This window comes from Pseudarthrobacter sp. C1, assembly GCF_034720455.1.
Taxonomy (GTDB): domain Bacteria; phylum Actinomycetota; class Actinomycetes; order Actinomycetales; family Micrococcaceae; genus Arthrobacter.
Map to the genome: position 1 here is coordinate 115,746 of NZ_JAYESK010000008.1, position 16,888 is coordinate 132,633.

The 16,888-nt window shown below is 65.0% G+C and carries 19 protein-coding genes; 5 read left to right on the top strand and 14 right to left on the bottom strand.

Annotated features, from left to right (window positions below; translation table 11 throughout):
• Positions 1–34 precede the first annotated feature (34 nt).
• On the top strand, positions 35–1,063 hold the full coding sequence (locus U7114_RS14375; RefSeq protein ID WP_323057729.1) for an isopenicillin N synthase family dioxygenase: 1,029 nt from the start codon (positions 35–37) through the stop codon (positions 1,061–1,063).
• A 12-nt stretch (positions 1,064–1,075) separates the two neighbouring features.
• Here U7114_RS14375 and U7114_RS14380 read toward each other — a convergent pair whose 3' ends face one another.
• The 6 genes from U7114_RS14380 to U7114_RS14405 all read right to left on the bottom strand — a co-directional run bounded on the left by U7114_RS14380 (position 1,076) and on the right by U7114_RS14405 (position 6,540).
• Positions 1,076–1,501, bottom strand: a complete 426-nt coding sequence (locus U7114_RS14380) for a CoA-binding protein (RefSeq protein WP_157239357.1) — start codon at positions 1,499–1,501, stop codon at positions 1,076–1,078.
• Positions 1,502–1,561: 60 nt separating this feature from the next.
• A complete protein-coding gene (locus U7114_RS14385) occupies positions 1,562–2,464 on the bottom strand; it encodes a hypothetical protein (protein ID WP_323057730.1) in 903 nt (300 codons plus the stop codon).
• Complete coding sequence (locus U7114_RS14390) at positions 2,461–3,012, bottom strand: sigma-70 family RNA polymerase sigma factor (RefSeq protein ID WP_323057795.1); 552 nt, start codon at positions 3,010–3,012, stop codon at positions 2,461–2,463. The genes U7114_RS14385 and U7114_RS14390 overlap by 4 nt, the downstream gene beginning before the upstream one ends.
• Positions 3,013–3,316: 304 nt before the next feature.
• Positions 3,317–3,670: a YegP family protein gene (locus tag U7114_RS14395; RefSeq protein ID WP_157239376.1), complete on the bottom strand. Its 354-nt coding sequence runs from the start codon at positions 3,668–3,670 to the stop codon at positions 3,317–3,319.
• Positions 3,671–3,932: 262 nt separating this feature from the next.
• A complete protein-coding gene (locus U7114_RS14400; protein ID WP_323057731.1) occupies positions 3,933–5,222 on the bottom strand; it encodes an adenylosuccinate synthase in 1,290 nt (429 codons plus the stop codon).
• Between the two features lie 256 nt (positions 5,223–5,478).
• The gene (locus U7114_RS14405) at positions 5,479–6,540 is read right to left on the bottom strand and encodes a M14 family zinc carboxypeptidase (RefSeq protein WP_321215239.1); all 1,062 of its coding nucleotides are present in this window, start codon (positions 6,538–6,540) and stop codon (positions 5,479–5,481) included.
• A 360-nt stretch (positions 6,541–6,900) separates the two neighbouring features.
• On the opposite strand from U7114_RS14405, the gene U7114_RS14410 reads away from it, so the two are divergent.
• The gene (locus tag U7114_RS14410) at positions 6,901–7,533 is read left to right on the top strand and encodes a uracil-DNA glycosylase (RefSeq protein WP_157239380.1); all 633 of its coding nucleotides are present in this window, start codon (positions 6,901–6,903) and stop codon (positions 7,531–7,533) included.
• A 151-nt stretch (positions 7,534–7,684) separates the two neighbouring features.
• Here the strand turns inward: U7114_RS14410 and U7114_RS14415 are convergent, their stop codons facing one another.
• From U7114_RS14415 to U7114_RS14425, 3 genes are all read right to left on the bottom strand, one after another.
• On the bottom strand, positions 7,685–8,107 hold the full coding sequence (locus U7114_RS14415) for a DUF3151 domain-containing protein (RefSeq protein ID WP_323057732.1): 423 nt from the start codon (positions 8,105–8,107) through the stop codon (positions 7,685–7,687).
• Between the two features lie 2 nt (positions 8,108–8,109).
• Entirely contained in the window at positions 8,110–9,129 is a 1,020-nt protein-coding gene (gene fbaA / locus U7114_RS14420; protein WP_321215237.1) for a class II fructose-bisphosphate aldolase, read from the bottom strand.
• Between the two features lie 137 nt (positions 9,130–9,266).
• Positions 9,267–9,926, bottom strand: a complete 660-nt coding sequence (locus tag U7114_RS14425; protein ID WP_323057796.1) for a TrmH family RNA methyltransferase — start codon at positions 9,924–9,926, stop codon at positions 9,267–9,269.
• Between the two features lie 79 nt (positions 9,927–10,005).
• Here U7114_RS14425 and U7114_RS14430 point away from each other — a divergent pair, with 79 nt between their 5' ends.
• Positions 10,006–10,836 (top strand): HAD-IIA family hydrolase, encoded by an 831-nt coding sequence (locus tag U7114_RS14430; protein ID WP_157239385.1) that lies wholly within the window; start codon positions 10,006–10,008, stop codon positions 10,834–10,836.
• On the opposite strand, the gene U7114_RS14435 is transcribed toward U7114_RS14430, so the two are convergent.
• The 4 genes from U7114_RS14435 to pyrE form a co-directional block, all read right to left on the bottom strand.
• Positions 10,833–11,873 (bottom strand): alpha/beta fold hydrolase, encoded by a 1,041-nt coding sequence (locus U7114_RS14435; RefSeq protein WP_323057733.1) that lies wholly within the window; start codon positions 11,871–11,873, stop codon positions 10,833–10,835. The genes U7114_RS14430 and U7114_RS14435 overlap by 4 nt on opposite strands.
• Before the next feature lie 82 nt (positions 11,874–11,955).
• Positions 11,956–12,579, bottom strand: a complete 624-nt coding sequence (locus tag U7114_RS14440) for a hypothetical protein (RefSeq protein ID WP_323057734.1) — start codon at positions 12,577–12,579, stop codon at positions 11,956–11,958.
• 102 nt (positions 12,580–12,681) lie between these two features.
• A complete protein-coding gene (locus tag U7114_RS14445) occupies positions 12,682–13,449 on the bottom strand; it encodes a GAF and ANTAR domain-containing protein (protein WP_157239389.1) in 768 nt (255 codons plus the stop codon).
• Positions 13,450–13,566: 117 nt separating this feature from the next.
• Entirely contained in the window at positions 13,567–14,151 is a 585-nt protein-coding gene (gene pyrE, locus U7114_RS14450; RefSeq protein WP_323057735.1) for an orotate phosphoribosyltransferase, read from the bottom strand.
• A gap of 74 nt (positions 14,152–14,225) precedes the next feature.
• Here pyrE and nadE point away from each other — a divergent pair, with 74 nt between their 5' ends.
• Entirely contained in the window at positions 14,226–15,080 is an 855-nt protein-coding gene (gene nadE, locus U7114_RS14455) for an ammonia-dependent NAD(+) synthetase (RefSeq protein ID WP_323057736.1), read from the top strand.
• A gap of 99 nt (positions 15,081–15,179) precedes the next feature.
• On the opposite strand, the gene U7114_RS14460 is transcribed toward nadE, so the two are convergent.
• Complete coding sequence (locus U7114_RS14460) at positions 15,180–15,971, bottom strand: IclR family transcriptional regulator (RefSeq protein ID WP_323057737.1); 792 nt, start codon at positions 15,969–15,971, stop codon at positions 15,180–15,182.
• Between the two features lie 178 nt (positions 15,972–16,149).
• Between U7114_RS14460 and U7114_RS14465 the strand changes: the two genes are divergently transcribed.
• On the top strand, positions 16,150–16,881 hold the full coding sequence (locus U7114_RS14465; protein WP_323057738.1) for a CoA transferase subunit A: 732 nt from the start codon (positions 16,150–16,152) through the stop codon (positions 16,879–16,881).
• Positions 16,882–16,888: the final 7 nt, after the last annotated feature.

Consider the following 16,888-nt stretch of genomic DNA (forward strand, 5'->3'; position numbering starts at 1 on the left):
ATAAAGCCATCGCGTCCGGTGCTAGTCTGCGAAGATGTCACACGATCAGGGGGCCATACCTGTTCTGGACCTGGCGACGGCGCGGCAGGCCGACGGGTCATTCCACCCGGACTTCATCGAGCAGCTGCGTTATGCCACCCATAACGTGGGCTTCTTCCAGATCACCGGCTACGGTGCGGCCAGCGGGCAGGCTGAACACCTCCTGGACGTCATCAGGCGGTTCTTTGACTTGCCGCTGGAAGAACGCATGAAGCTGGACAACCGGCTTTCGCCACATTTCCGCGGCTACACGCGGATGGGCACCGAAGTGACCCAGGGAAGGGCTGACGCCCGGGAGCAGATCGACTACTCGCCCGAACGGACGCCGGTAGCGGAGTATCCGGTGGACCAGCCGTACTGGCTCCTGCAGGGCCCCAACCTCTGGCCTGACGAATCCTTTCCAGAACTCCGGCCCGCCGCCATGGCGTGGGCGGAATTGATGTCCCGGGTGGGGATGGAACTGCTCAGGGCGATCGCCGTTTCCCTGCAGCTTCCGGAGGACTACTTCGACGAGCCGTTCCAGGGGTCGCCGGCATGGATGGGCAAGCTGGTGCACTACGTGGGAGGAGTGGTGGAGGCCGCCGGCGACCAGGGCGTGGGCTCGCACGCGGACTACGGGTTCGTCACCCTGTTGCTCCAGGACGGCGTGGGCGGGTTGGAGGTCCTGCCGCCCGGAGCCACCGAATGGGTTCCAGTGGAGCCGGTACCCGGAGCGTTGGTGGTGAATCTTGGCGAGATGCTTGAGGTGGCCACGGAAGGGTATCTGGCGGCCACCATCCATCGCGTGCAGGCTCCTCCGCCAGGGGTGGACCGCTATTCCGTGCCCTTTTTCTGGTCGCCGCGGCTTGATGCCGTGATCGATCCTGTCCCGCTGCCACCAGAGCTGAAGGCGGCGGCGAGGGGAATCACCGATGATCCGGCCAATCCCCTGCTGTCGTCATTCGGCCTCAACATGCTCAAGGGCAGGATGCGCGCGCACCCGGACGTCACCGAGCGGCACTATCCGGAGTTCTTGAAGCGCTGAAGTCCCTGCGTGTCAGAGGTTGAACTTCCAGGCCTGCTGGGCCGGGCAGCTGTCCATCACGACGTCCAGTCCCGCCGCCTTGGCCCGCTCCGCCGCAGCCTCGTCGATGACGCCCAGCTGCATCCACACTGCTTTTGCTCCCACCGCGATCGCCTGGTCCACCACGGCCCCCACCTTTTGGGAGTTAACAAAGCAGTCGACGACGTCGATGGGCTGCTTTGACGCCGGAATGTCCAGGAGGCTGCGGTACCCGGTTTCGCCGTGGACGGCGTCTCCGGGGAGGTTGACCGGGATGATTTCCATGCCCAGGCGGTCCCTGATGAACAGCGCGGTATCGAAGGCGGCCCGCCACTCGTTGGTGCTGAGGCCAACGATGGCCCAGCGCCCTTTGGTGCGCATCAGGCGTTCAATGACTGCGGGATCGTTAGTGTGGCCCATGGGCCCAGCCTACGCGGAGAAGCAGGCGGCAAGGCCAACACCCCGCCAACCCGGGACCGCTTAGCGAATGAACTTTTCCAGCCACTTGGCCCCCGGCAGGACGTTTGCGACAGTGGAATCAGCGCCTCGCTGTGCTGCTGCCAGCTGCCCGGATTCGGCAAGAATTCCGGATGCAGGGCCAACCCCGCGCCCGGATTCTTCTTCGCCTGCATCCGGTGCGTTGCCAGGGCCGGTGCCCGGGTCCGCCCTGTCCGGCGAAGCAGCATTTGACCCGCCGTTTTGAGCGGCCTCGCCGCCGTTCTTCCCCGATTCCTTCTTCGCCAGGCCCGGTCCGTTAACGCCGGAAGGTACCCCCGAACCGTTCCGGACCTGCCCGGGCGATTGAGGCGAGGAAACCTGCCCGGATCGCTGTGACTGCAGGGTCAACGGAGAATCCTCGGCCAGCGGGGCTTCGTTGCCTGCCAGCCCGGCGTCACGCTGCGCAGGGACGTCGGTTCCGTCATCGCGATTGGCCTTCTGAAGGAACCCTGAGGTGGTGGCCTGGGGCGTGCGGATGGTCCAGGACGGCGCCCAGTCCTTGAGCATCTGCTGTATCGAGAGGCTGCCGGAAGGGGCGGAGCCGGCCGGGCTGGCCGCAACAGTACCCACACCCATGCCCATTCCAGCCACGAGCGCCAACCCGACGATCGTCGGACGGTGTGAACGGAGCCGGCGGCGCCTGCCGAGCTCGTCACCCGGGCCGTCCGCTGTGTCATCGCGGCGCCGGTCGGGGGCATCATCCAGTGCCGCATGAACGGGCGCGCCCAGCAGCGCTGCCAGCCGTCCCGATGGAACCGGCACAGGCAGGTCCGCCAACTGGCCTATGGCGAGGAGCGCGCGGCGAAGTTCCGCGTCCTGTGCCAGGCCTGCGTCGAGGAGCATCTCCTCCGCAACGGCGGCGAGGTGACGCGCTTGTGGTTTCATGGCTTCAGGTACTCCTTCACTTCCGCAAGGTCCCGCAGCTTGAGGAGCGCCCGGCGCTGGAGCTGCTTCACGGACCCCTCGCTCCTGCCCATGGCGTCCGCTGCCTGCTCGACAGTAAGTCCGGCCACAAGGCGGAGGGACAGTACGTCGCGCTGGTCCTGCGGCAAGGAATCAAGCAGTCCAAGGACTTCCAGCGGCGAAATACGCTCAAGGGCTTCTGATTCAGCCGACGAATCTTCCCGCTGGTCCAGCTCCGGCTCAAACGGCAGTTTGGCGGGCATCCGGCTTTGGCGCCGGTGGTCGTCCACCATCCTGGCGTGGGCCACCGAAAAAATGAATGTGCGGAGTCCTGCGGCTCCCCCGTGCACAGAGTCGAGGCGCGGCAGGATGGAAAGGAACACTTCCTGCATGGCCGCCTCCGGATCTTCGACACCCCGGGCTGTCAGGTAGCCCAGGACCTGTGATGCATACGTCCGGTAGACAAGGCTGAAGACGGCTGCCCTGGCGGGCCCGTCCCGCAGGTCCTCGTCTGTCAGGGCATCAGTCACGGACGTAGTGCTTTCAGTCAAAAAGGGGTTCGTGTGAGCGGAGAAGCTGTCCGGCCTGCATAAGGCCCGGTTCCCCGCACAACTTTACCCCTCAGTAATCACCGTCCCGGACCGCCACGCGTACTCCGCCGGTCCCACACGGCAACTGCCCCTGCCCTCGGAAAGTGAAAGAGCCGGCCTGGAACGTGATGGGGGACAAGTTCCAGACCGGCGCTACATAGGGGTAATCGCCCGGAAGGGCGGAAGGGTTACGCGTTTCCGAAAAAACTTTTGGAACTTTTTTGACGGCGGCCCGGCTGGAGGTTCAGCGGGCTGCTGCCGTGGTCCAGCGCGGCGGGTTTGCCTGCCGGCGGGACCCCTGAACGATGGCAAAAGGGTGCGTCCTGGCCGGGACACGCTGGTCTTCGCAGTCGGGCTGCGGCTTTGCGGGGACCGGTGCCGGCGCCGCGGCGGGGGCGGGCCTGGTGACCGCCCCGGCAGGGCAAAGATCGGTGACCAGTCCGGTGCCCGCGCATTCGCGGACGGCGGAGATTCCGGCCGCGAGGGCGGACTTGTCCTCAAAGGGCCCGGATACGGCCATCACCGTTCCATCCGGGGCCAGAAGCCTGAACCTGAAAAACAACTCTGAGTCAACAAAAGCTTCGAACTTTCCGGCCATGATAAATCCTCCCGGTTTGCGGGATCCTGTCCAGCGACGTCTTTGTCACGAACCGGTCCATGCACATCGCTGCGCCTGTGCCCGCGGGTTTGGTCGAACGAATTGGTGATCGCATCACGTGGTGCTGATAAGTCTGTCGTCCAGGTGCCCCGCCCCACAAGAGCTACCGCGTAAACCCTGTGTAAATTGCCGGACTTTTGGAAAAACAAAAGCGGCGGGCACCCGTGTGGGTGGCCCGCCGCCGTCGTAATTCCTGCCCCGGTCAGTCGTTGATGAGGTCGTTCACCACGATGGTCTGGTCCCGGTCCGGTCCCACGCCGATTGCGGAGAAGCGCGTGCCGGACAGCTTTTCAAGGGCGAGCACGTAGTTGCGCGCGTTTTCCGGCAGGTCAGCCAACGTACGGGCGCCGGTGATGTCCTCGGTCCAGCCCTCGAAGTACTCGAAGATGGGCTTGGCGTGGTGGAATTCGGTCTGCGTCATGGGCATTTCATCGTGCCGGACGCCGTCCACGTCGTAGGCCACGCACACAGGGATCTGCTCGATGCCTGTGAGCACGTCCAGCTTGGTGACAAAGTAGTCCGTGAAGCCGTTGACGCGGGAGGCGTGGCGGGCCAGGACGGCGTCGTACCAGCCGCAGCGGCGGGGACGGCCGGTGTTGACGCCGAACTCGCCGCCTGTCTTCTGCAGGTACATGCCCATCTCGTCAAAGAGTTCCGTGGGGAACGGGCCGGCGCCAACGCGGGTGGTGTACGCCTTGATGATGCCGATGGAGCGGGAGATGCGGGTGGGCCCGATGCCCGAGCCAACGGAGGCGCCTCCTGCCGTGGGGTTGGAGGAGGTGACGAACGGGTACGTCCCGTGGTCCACGTCCAGGAACGTCGCCTGGCCGCCTTCCATCAGGACAACCTTGCCCTCGTCCAACGCCGAGTTCAGGACCAGCGTGCTGTCGATGACCAGCGGGCGGAGCCGTTCGGCGAAGGACAGGAAGTACTCCACGGTCTCGTCCACCACCACGCCGCGGCGGTTGTAGACCTTGACCAGGAGTTCATTCTTTTGGCGCAGCGACCCTTCCACCTTCTGGCGGAGGATGGACTCGTCGAAGACGTCCTGCACGCGGATGCCCAGGCGGGCCACCTTGTCCATGTAGGCCGGGCCAATGCCGCGGCCGGTGGTGCCGATGGCACGGCTGCCGAGGAAGCGTTCGGTGACCTTGTCCAGCACCTGGTGGTACGGGGCCACCAGGTGGGCGTTGGCCGAGACGCGGAGCTTGGAGGTATCGGCGCCGCGGGCCTGCAGGCCGTCAATTTCCTGGAAGAGGGCCTCGAGGTTGACCACGCAGCCATTACCGATAATGGGGACAGCGTTGGGGCTGAGAATGCCTGCCGGCAACAGCTTGAGTTCGTACTTTTCACCGCCTACGACGACGGTGTGCCCGGCGTTGTTGCCGCCGTTTGGCTTGACGACGTAATCAACACGGCCGCCCAGGAGATCGGTGGCCTTGCCTTTTCCTTCGTCGCCCCACTGGGCTCCTACGATCACAATTGCTGGCATGGGATCCTCCCCCATTCGTTCGGGCTGCCCGGTTGGCCACAGAGTGGCGGTCCTGCGCAGCGCCGTTCATGAGAATGCCCCGAACGTACCGGCCTTCGCTGGTCCGCGGGGCGGCGCAGCGACGCAAGAGTTCCGGGGCTCTTACCACCCAAGTTTAGCCGATGAGGGACTTTGTCCACTCGTTGGCCGCCGCGGTCCTTCCTGCAGGATAAAAGGCTCCTGCGGGAGGACCGCGGCGGACTGTCAGCGTGGGCTGCTACTCGTCGTCAGCTTCCTCTCCCGGGCGGGAGGCCTGGGTGGCGAGGCTGTCCCAGAAGGAGGTGTCGGCGTCGGCAATTGAACCGTCAGCAATGGCGGCGGCGGTGGCGGTCAGCGTGGTCACGGTCTGCTTGATCAGGTAGCCGTTGCTCCGGAGCCCCAGGGCGTAGCCGTCCAGGTAGTGGTCGGACATGCCGCGCATCTCGAACAGGAGCGTTGCGATCCCGTATTCCACTGCGATGCCGTTGCGGCTGATGGTTTCAGCGCTGCCGCCCACGTACTTGCCCAGGTGGCCCCAGCCGGTGGAATCAACGTTGTGGAACACCACGGCGCCCAACTGCTTGGACTTTTCCACCACGGCCGGATCAGCGTTGGGGGTGGTGGGGTACAGGATGGACCCCGACACCAGTTCACCGTCCCGCTGGCTGCGGGTGCCCTGGTGGTGCAGGTCGATCATGTAGTCCACGTTGTACTTGCGCATCACGTTGTTGTGCAGCGCCTGGGTCTCAGGCTGGACCTTGGCCACGTGGTCCCGGTTGAGGTCAACCTCCTCCGCGTTGTAGCGGGTCATGTTCCGGTCGCCCTTGGCCAGGTAGTCGTCCAGCGGGAAGTTCACATCGCCCATGGCGCCGTCCGCGTTCAGCATGGGCACGATGAGGATGTTCACTCCGTCCAGGACATCCTGCGATTTGCCGGTGCCAAGGTGCTTGACGAACTCCAGCGCACCTTCGGTGGTGAGCTGCTCGTTGCCGTGCTGCTGGGTCAGGTAGAGGATGGTGGGCTTGGCCGGGTCCGAAATGTACTTGACCAGGTGGATGTCCCGGCCTTTCACCGTTTGGCCGATGACTTCCAGCTCCATGGCGGACTGGCGGGCGTCCTGGTCTTTGAGGAACGAGACCATCTGGTCGTAGGTGGCAAGCTTCGATGTGGTGATCTGGCCGTTGCCGTCATAGTTGGGGCCCTCTCCGACGGCGAGCGCGGGTGCGGGCGCAGCTAGGGCCGCCAGGGCCAGGGCTCCCGATACTGCCAGGGTCCTGAAAGTTGCCAGGGTATTTCTCACGGTGCGGTACCTCTTCCGGTGCAGGTGGAGTGCGACCAGCCCGCCATGTCCCCCGTCACGGGCTGTGACAAAAGCCAACCAACCTGGATGAATCCTGTCAATGGATGTGACTGGATCCTGCAGGCAGTTATTACGTTCCGAAAAGAACGGCGTCCGGAGCCATCCCGGGCGGCTTTGGCCAACTGCCAATGAGTATTGGCTCGAAGCGACCGGCGTTTCGTTTGCCTGGGCTTGCTAAACTGGTAAAGGCCGACCAGGAATCGGCCCACCCCAATTAACCGCCGTTGATGAGCTGTGCCACCGTGCGCCCATTTTCGCCGGCGGAAGCACCATCAATCCCCGCAGGAGATCAAGCACTTCATGACAGCCCTGGCACCCGAATCCTTCCATGAGCAACTCCTGAGCCGCCGCTACGAACCCAACGTTGCTGCCGTCAACGAACTGTGCGATTCCCTGCAGGATGCCAAGCCCGGCACCGTGGTGCCCTACGTCGATCCCATGCACGATGTGGACGAGTGCCGCATCATCAGCCTGTACTCGAACATCGGCGAGGCAGACAAGTCCGGTTTCATCACCCCCGGGGACGAGGACGCCGCCACCCGGATGCTGGGTATCCAGTGGAAGCTGGGCCTGCGTCCCGAGTTCGTGATGCCGTGGAACGTCCACCCGTGGCACATCCCGGGCGAGGCAAACGGCAAATTCACCCCGGACCAGATCTCGGCAGGCCTTAAGCCGCTGCTGAAGTTCCTGGCGGTGGTTCCCCGCGCGTCGGTCATCGTTGCCCACGGCACGGAAGCCAACCGCCTGGCCAACCTGCTCCTGAAAACCGAAGTCCCGCTGCTCTGGCGCCGCGGCCTGAAGACGTACAAGGTGCGCTCCCTCAGCGGCCGCGCCTTCGCCGGTTCACCTGCCCGCCAGGAGGAGTACCTCGAGGACATGCGGGTCGCCTACGCGGACGCGATGGCGCGGACAGGGCTGCAAAAGGCAAGCTAATCCGGCTCCGGACCCTTAAGCCGAACGACGGCGGGCGGCCACTTTTCTCGAAAAGGTGACCGCCCGCCGTCGTTCGTTAAACCAACGCGGGGTCGCTAAACGCCGTCTCCGAGTCCCGGAAAGGGCGGTAAGTGACCCCGCGTCGCTGTTGCTAGGAGGCTTCGATGGCCGCCTTGGCCGCCGGGTCGGAATCGTTGAGGAACTTCTCGATCCGTTCCGGCTCCTCCGCTTCGCCAATCGCAGCCGAGGCGCGGCCGAGCGAGTACAGTGCCCGCAGGAAACCCCGGTTGGGTTCGTGCTCCCAGGGAATGGGACCGACGCCCCGCCAGCCGTTGCGGCGCAGCGAGTCCAGGCCGCGGTGGTAGCCCACGCGCGAGTAGGCGTAGGAATCGATGGTCCGTCCTTCTGCCCAGGCCTCTTCCGCCAGCACTGCCCACAACAGCGAGGATGTGGGGTGCTTGGCCACCAGGTCCAGGGCTTCCTGGCCCGCTTCGAGCTGCTGGTAGACCTCAGTCTCGGCAGGCAGGAGCGTGGGCTCGGGGCCCATCAAATTCCTACGGAACTCATCGGACATTCCTAGAAGGTCTTTCCGGCGGAACCGAGCTGCTTGGTGGCTTCCACAACGCGGGCCGCCAGTCCTGCTTCGGCGGCTGCGCCCCAGACGCGGGGATCGTAGGTCTTCTTGTTGCCCACTTCGCCGTCAACCTTCAGGACGCCGTCGTAGTTCTTGAACATGTGGTGTGCCACGGGACGCGTGTAGGCGTACTGGGTATCGGTGTCGATGTTCATCTTGATGGTGCCGTAGGAGACGGCGTCCGCGATTTCCTGGTCCGAGGAGCCGGAACCGCCGTGGAAGACGAGGTCGAACGGGTTGTCCTTGCCGATCTTGGCGCCCACCTGGGCCTGGATGTCCTTGAGGATCTCCGGGCGGAGCTTGACGCCGCCGGGCTTGTAGACGCCGTGGACGTTGCCGAAGGTCAGTGCGGTGATGTAGCGGCCGTTCTCGCCGGCGCCCAATGCCTCAACGGTGGCCAGAGCGTCCTCGACGGTGGTGTAGAGCTTTTCGTTGATCTCGTTCTCAACACCGTCCTCTTCGCCGCCCACGGTGCCGATCTCCACCTCGAGGATCATCTTGGCGGCAGCAGTGCGCTCCAGCAGCTCGCGGGCGATGCGCAGGTTCTCCTGCAGGGTTTCGGCGGAGCCGTCCCACATGTGCGAGTTGAACAGCGGGTTACGCCCGGCCTTGACCTCAGCCTCGGAAGCGGCCAGCAGGGGCAGGACAAAGCCGTCCAGCTTGTCCTTCGGGCAGTGGTCGGTGTGCAGCGCGATGTTCACGCCGTAGTTCTTCGCCACCTCGCGGGCGAACGCCGCGAAGCCCAGCGAACCGGCAACCATGTCCTTGGTGGACGCGCCGGACCAGTAAGCCGCACCGCCGGTGGAAACCTGGACGATGCCGTCGGACTCAGCTTCGGCGAAGCCGCGGAGGGCGGCGTTCAGCGTCTGCGAGGACGTCACGTTCACGGCCGGGAATGCGAAGCCGCCCGCCTTTGCGCGGTCGATCATCTCGGAGTAGATCTCTGGGGTTGCAATGGGCATGCTGACTCCTATGCTGAGGTTCGTCTTTGGGTTGGTAACCCTGGAGTACCGCTTACGGCTAGCACCATCCTAGTCATTTCCGTGCAGCCTGTGCTCCCGGTTACGCCCGCATCCCAAACCCGCAAGCCCGGCGCAAGCTACACGTGCTGGTTGAACACGTGCCGGCGCACCCAGGCGTGCATGGCGATGGCCGCGGCAGAGGCTGCGTTGATGGACCGGGTGGAGCCGAACTGCTCGATGGACAGGGTGGCCACGGCAGCCTCGTGGACCTCCGGCGTCAGCCCGGGTCCTTCCTGGCCGAACACCAGGACGCAGTCCCTGGGCAATTCATACGTCTCCAGCGGCACGGAGTCCGGGAAAATGTCGATCCCGATAATCGCCAGCCCCTCCCCCTGCGCCCAGGCCACGAAGTCCGCCACAGTGGGGTGGTGCCGGACGTGCTGGTAGCGGTCGGTGACCATGGCGCCCCGCCGGTTCCACCGCCGTCGTCCGATGATGTGCACTTCCTTGGCGAGGAACGCGTTGGCCGTCCGCACCACGGTGCCGATGTTGAGGTCGTGCTGCCAGTTCTCGATGGCGACGTGGAAGTTGTGGCGCCTGGAGTCCAGTTCCGCCACAATCGCCTCGTGCTTCCAGTAGCGGTACTTGTCCAGGACGTTGCGGCGGTCGCCGTCGGCGAGGAGATCGGGGTCCCAGTGGTCGCCTTCGGGCAGGACGCCTTCCCAGGGCCCGACGCCGACCTCCGCCTTTTCAGGGGCAGCCTCCTCAGGTTCGGGCTGCTGGGGGTCGGACGTCATGCCGGGCGTTTGGTTCACCCCTCAACACTAGACTGGACCTTTCGGGCTTTCATCACAGGCATCACACGCGGAGGTAGGCATGGCAGACGAGGACAAGGTCAAAGGATCACCGGCGGTATACCGCAGCGGCCAGGAGATTGAATGCTGGCTGACGGACATGGACGGCGTGCTGGTCCACGAGAACCAGCCGATCCCCGGCGCCGCTGAGCTTATCCAGCGCTGGGTGGACACCTCCAAGCGCTTCCTGGTGCTGACCAATAACTCCATCTTCACCCCGCGCGACCTTGCTGCGCGCCTGCGCTCCTCCGGCCTGGAAATCCCCGAGGAGAACATCTGGACCTCCGCCCTGGCCACCGCGCAGTTCCTCAAGGACCAGGTGCGGGGCTCGGAATCCGGAAACCGCGCCTACACCATCGGCGAGGCAGGACTGACGACGGCGCTGCACGAGGCAGGCTTTATCCTCACGGACCAGAACCCGGACTTCGTGGTGCTCGGCGAGACGCGCACGTACTCTTTTGAAGCCATCACCATGGCCATCCGCCTGATCCTCGCGGGCGCCCGGTTCATCGCCACCAACCCGGACGCAACCGGCCCTTCCAAAGACGGACCCATGCCTGCCACCGGAGCCATCGCGGCCCTGATCACCAAGGCCACCGGACGTGAGCCGTACATCGTGGGCAAGCCGAACCCCATGATGTTCCGTTCGGCGATGAACCAGATCGACGCCCACTCCGAGACCACCGCCATGATCGGGGACCGGATGGACACGGACATCATCGCGGGCATGGAGGCGGGGCTCCACACCGTCCTGGTCCTCAGCGGCATCACCCACAAGGACGACATCGCTGCCTACCCCTTCCGGCCGAACCAGATCCTGAACTCCGTGGCGGACCTGAAGAACCAGATCTAGAACACCGTCACCCGGGAGCCGCCGCGCGGCAGCGGGAAGTGCTCATCCAGCAGTTCTTCCAGGATGGGCCGGTAGACGCCGGGGTTCCAGCCCGGGCTCGCATGGGCCGGCCTGGCGCCCTCTGTCTGCAGGGAGCTTGACACCATGTTCGCCTTGAAAGCTACGGCCCAGGCCTCCACGGCGGTCTGGTACCGGACGGTGCGGTCGCTGGGGTTGCCGATGTAGGCCATCTTGGCGCCGCCCAGTTTGTCCGCGAACCGGCTGCCCTCGAAGTGGTAGATGTACGCCGACTCGGACTGGATGAGCACGCTGGACGGGGCGATCGGCGACAGCTGCTCCAGGGTCTGGTCAAGGATCTGGCGCCAGCTCCGTTCGTCCTTATGGATGACCCGCTCCCCCAGCTCGTAGCCGCCGCGGAGGGTGGACGGGAACCGGAAACCGCGCTCATAAAGGAACACGACGCCGTCGAACCAGCTCTGGTCCAGGACGTCGTGCTTGCTGTAGGGGCTGGAATCGAGAACGATGAACTGCACCTCCACGCCATGGATCTCCCGCAGGCGCGCGGCCACCTGGGTGGCCACCATCCCGCCGAAGCTGTGGCCGTAGAAGAACAACTTGGTGAGCTTCTGCGCCCGGACATATTCGATGACCGCAATCACGATCTCGTCAATGTCCAGGCCCTGGTTGGAATACCCGACGGCGGCAAGCCGTGCGCGCTTGTTCAGCGCGCCGCGGAGGGAGTTGAGGATCCACTGGGCTTCTTCCCAGCTCGTCTTATAGCCGGGAAAAAGGAACCAACTGGCATCGCGGTAGTAGAGATCGGCGAAGCCGTCATCAACGGGCAGGATCCTATTGGTCCGGCGCTGTGACTGCACCTGGCGGGTCAGCAGCATGTCCGCAGCGAGCAGTCCCGACGCACCGGCTCCCGACAGGAACCCGCGCCGGGAAAACTGTTTAAGGGCAGCACCTTCCGCCAGCAGCCGGGCCCCCGGAACCCCGGGCCGGTCCTGCGGACTTACCTCCCCCTCATACGGCACGCCTCTACCGTAGGCACACCTGAAGTTACCGCCGCAAGACGGCGCCCGTAACCATTGAGTGACGCCATGCAGCCAGCGGCGCTCAGCTGGCCGCCTGCCCCTCCGAGGCTGGAAGTGCTGCGCCGGAATCCTCCTGGCGTCGCCGCAGCTCTTCTCCGATGTCGTTGTAGCGGCCCAGCAGGTCCGAACCCGGGAACGCTTTCGGGCTGTCCAGCAGGGCAAAGATGGAGTCACTCGCGGTCAGCAGTTCCGCTTCCGAATACTCTTCCAAGGGCCGGCCGCACAACTCTTCCAGGCGGCTGACGGGAACCAGCGGAAGCTCCTCGGCAAGGTCCTCGGCGTCCCCGCACTCGTCGGCCAGCCCTTCGATGAGTGCAAGCCCGGGTCCATCTGGATCGTTGCCCCCGGCCCGATCCCCGGTGCCACGGGAGACATCCAGGGAAACGCCGTCGCCGTAGATTCCAGGCAGCGTACCGGTGTCAATGGCATTCAGGTCGCTCCGCAGGCCGGCGAGGGCGGCGGACTCCACCAGCTCAGCCCCGGAAAGGTCAACGTGGATGTGGGAGCGGATGCCCATCCGCCTGATCCGTCGAATAATGTGGGCAAGTTCGGGCCGGGAGCCTTGATTCAGGCTTCCCCGGACACCGATCCGGACAATGTCGCCGGGGACATCGAGGTTAACAAAGGCATTTAGGGCGCGGTCCATAGGTACTCCAAAAGAGGTGTCTATGGCCGACGGCTCAACCTCGGTAAGCGTAACCTCCCCCGAAGCCCCGCACAACCCGTCAGTAACAAGGAAGGGAGCCTGCTATGCGCTCTGGTCCGCCTGGACTTTCCCCGGTTCCTGGAAGTGGGTCCGGGTGCCGGCACCGCCAACCGAATCAACCAAGGACTTGGCAATGTCCCTCAGCTTGGTGTTCGTGTTGCTGGACGCCTCTGTCAGGATGGCGACTGCAGCCTCCTGGCTGCACCTGTTCTGGGCCATCACGATACCGATCGCGATGTCGATGATGGTGCGGGACTCCAGGGTGGCCCGGAGGTTTGCCGCGCTGTCGGTGTGAAGCGAGAAGCGCACGGCCAGCCGCAGCGCCTGGGAGATCTCCCGGGTGAATTCACGGGCCCTGGCAGTGGCACGCTCATCGAACTTGTGCGGGGCATCGGAGTACAGGTTCAGGGCCGCCTTCGCTTCCCCCTGCAGGTTGAAAGGCAGGGACAGCACGGACCGCAGGCCGTGGGAAGCCACGGCTGTTGCGTAGTCAGGGCCCCAGCGGTTCTCCTCGAACAGGTCCGGAACGTGGACTTCGCGCTCCTCCTGGGCGGCGGTAAGGCACGGTCCCTGCGAGAGCGAATACTGGATCTGGTCCACTTCCCGGGCCGAATCGCTGCTCCAGCCGATGGTGGCAGCCTTGCGGTCGCGGAGCAGCGTGATGCCGCAGAGCGCGTCGTCGCCGTCGCCGGCCATCTGGTGCGCGGAAAAGCGGGCGAGCTCGTTGAGGAAGTCCTCGAAGTCGGCACTCTCCAGGATCAGGTTCTGGACCTGGTCGGTGGTGCTCAAAGGCTGTTCAGGGGGGAGCATGGTGCACGTTCTCCGTACGGGATAGAGGGTTACCGCAAATGATAGAGCAGCCCCACGGCCCGGTCCACACCGCGGGCGGCCCAAGGCCGGCCCGCGAGGCGAACGTAACGGGAAAGGCTAGGAAAGCCCCAGCTCATCCTTACCGAAGGCGAACAGGTAAGGCACACCGGTTTCCGCTTCGATCTTTTCCTTGGCGCCCGTATCACGGTCCACGATGACGGCCACAGCCACCACGTTGCCGCCAGCCTTCCGGACGCCCTCCACGGCCGTCAGGGCCGAGCCGCCGGTAGTGGATGTGTCCTCCAGGACCAGCACTTTCCGCCCTTCAACCGACGGGCCCTCCACCTGCCGGCCCATGCCATAGGACTTCTGCGCCTTGCGGACCACAAACGCGTCGATGGTCCGACCTGCGTCCGCTGCAGCGTGCATGACCGCGGTACCCACCGGGTCCGCGCCCATGGTGAGTCCGCCGGCGCACTCAAAGTCGATCCCGGCGTCGTCCGCCAGGGCCAGCATCACCTGGCCCACCAGCTTGGAGGCCTCGTGGTGCAGCGTGATGCGGCGCAGGTCGATGTAGTAGTCAGCCTCGGCTCCGCTGGAGAGGATCACCTTGCCGCGGACCACGGCGAGTTCCTTGATCAGTTCCAGCAGGCGGGCGCGGGCGGCTGCAGTATCCACTGCAGTGTCACTGGGGGAAGTCATGGACTCCAGTTTAGTGGGGGCGGCCCGGTGTGGATGCTTGAGCGTTGTTGACACGGCTGGCTAGGCTGGTCCCCATGCGCGAACTCCAGGCCAGCATCATCAAAGAAATGGGCGTACAGCCCCGGATCGATCCTGCCGGGGAGGTACGCAAGCGCGTCACGTTCCTGAAGGATTACCTGAAGGCCACCCATACCAAGGGCTTCGTTCTGGGCATTTCCGGGGGGCTGGACTCTTCCCTGGCGGGCAAGCTGGCCCAGCTGGCAGTCGAGGAGCTGGAGGCCGAGGGGGTGGAAGCCAACTTCGTGGCGGTTCGCCTGCCCTACGGCGTCCAGCATGACGAGGAAGACGCCCAGGCTGCCCTCGACTTCATCAAGCCCAAGACGGAGTGGACGTTCAACATCTCCGCGGCGGTTGACGGTTTCGAGGATGAGTTCGAAAAGACCGTTGGAACGGAAATTTCCGACTTCCACAAGGGCAACACCAAGGCGCGGACCCGCATGATTGCCCAGTACGCCCTGGCCGGAGAACACAATTACCTGGTCATTGGCACGGACCACGGCGCCGAGTCCGTAACGGGCTTCTTCACCAAGTACGGCGACGGCGGCGCGGACATCCTGCCGCTGTTCGGCCTGAACAAGCGGCAGAACCGTGCCCTGCTGGCCAAGCTCGGCGCCCCGGCCCGAGTATGGGAAAAGGTGCCCACCGCGGACCTCCTGGACGACAGGCCGGGCCGCACCGATGAGGACGAGCTGGGCCTGAGCTATGACCAGATCGACGACTATCTGGAAGGCCGGGATGTTCCCGAGTCCGTGGCCAAGTCGATTGAAGAAAAGTACCTGCGCACCCGGCACAAGCGCACGGTCCCCGTGACCATCTTTGACACCTGGTGGAAGAGCGAGGGTCCGGAGGAGCCGCGGGCCGGGCTGTAGCCCGCCGCAGCCTCCCCCACCGTCAGGGGAGGCACGACGGCGCGCCGCACCGGGAGGGTTGGTGCGCCGTCGTGCTTTGCCCTGGAAGGCAGGAGGGACTCAGCGGGGCAGGCGGGCCTTCTCGCCGCCCAACTGCTGCGTGATCCGGTGGGCCTCCGCCATCAGCAGGCCGCCCAGTTCTTCCTGCCGGTCGGGCTTGAACCGCGGCTCGATTCCGGTGAGTGAGAGGGCCCAGGCGGGCCGGCCGGCCTGATCGAACACCGCCGCGCCCATGCCCCAGCTGCCTTCCAGGACCAGCCCGGGATTCACCGAGTAGCCCGCCAGCCGGGTCCGGGCAAGGTTGGCCCGGACCAGTTCCTCCGTGTGGGCGGCGGCGAAACTGCCGGCGTGTTCCACCCAGTGGCTGAACAGCTCCTCCTGCTCGGCCTCGGGCAGGAAGGCCATGATTGCTGTGCCCGCGGAGGCCACGCCGAGGGGGAACCGCACGCCCTCGTGCAGCACGAAGGACCGGACCGGAAAGCTGCCTTCCTCACGCAGCAGGCACACCGTTTCGGAACCACGCCGGATGGAGAAGAACGCACTCTCGCCGGTGGCTTCGGCAAGCCGGCGGAGGCTGGGCCTGGCGATGTCCTCCAGCGGAAACCTAGCCGACGCCACTGATCCCATCAGGAGGATCTCGGGCCCTAAAACCCAGTTGCCGCTTCCGGCATCGTGGTCGAGCAGCCCCTCGGAAGCCAGGGAGGAGAGGAGCCGGTGGACCGTGGGCCTCGTGAGGCCTGATTCCTGCACCAGCGCGGCCAGGGACATCCCCTCCGCGCTGCGCCCGACCAGCCGCAGCAATCCGGCGATGCGGCTTACCACTTGGGCTCCCTGCACGGGAAGTTGGCTCATTTCACTCCTTCGATGTCCATAATGTGGATTGTGATCAGCGTACCGTCCACACTATAGAACGGGCTAGTTTCGGCATCCTGCGACCGCCTTGACACCCCCAAAGACTCCCCGTACTGTCCCTTTCCAGACCTACTGTCCACAAAGTGGATGACTGCAGGACACTCAATGAGGAGACGCCATGACCAAACTCCAGCCAACTGCCGCCGCCGCACTGGAAGGGGGCCTGCGGGACGGCATAACCCTGGCTGTGGGCGGATTCGGCCTCAGCGGCATACCCGCAGACCTGATTGAAGCGGTGCGCGATTCCGGGGTGAAGGACCTGACGGTGGTCTCGAACAACATGGGTGTGGACGGCAAGGGCCTGGGCATCCTGATCGAGGCCGGCCAGGTCCGCAAGGTCATCGCAAGCTATGTGGGCGAAAACAAGCTCTTTGCGGAGCAGTCCCTGGCCGGACGGCTTGAGGTTGAGTTCACGCCGCAGGGAACCCTGGCCGAGCGCCTGCGGGCAGGCGGCGCCGGCATCCCTGCTTTCTACACCAGGACCGGCGTGGGCACCCTGGTTGCCGAAGGCAAGCCGCACGAGGTGTTCGACGGCGAAACGTACGTCCAGGAGCGGGCCATCCGGGCCGACGTCGCGCTTGTCCACGCGCACACCGCGGACACGGACGGTAACCTCACGTACCGCTACACCGCCCGCAACTTCAACCCCGTCATTGCAACGGCAGGGCTGCTGACCATCGCGGAGGCGGAAGTCATCGTCGAACCAGGGGCACTGGACCCCAACCACATCGTCACGCCCGGCGTGTACGTCCAGCGGCTTGTCCAGGCCAGCAGCCGGATCAAGGACATCGAGCAGCGGACCGTCCGGCCGCGCGTCATGTCCGTGGATGCCGAACCACTGGCCGTCTGAAAACCGA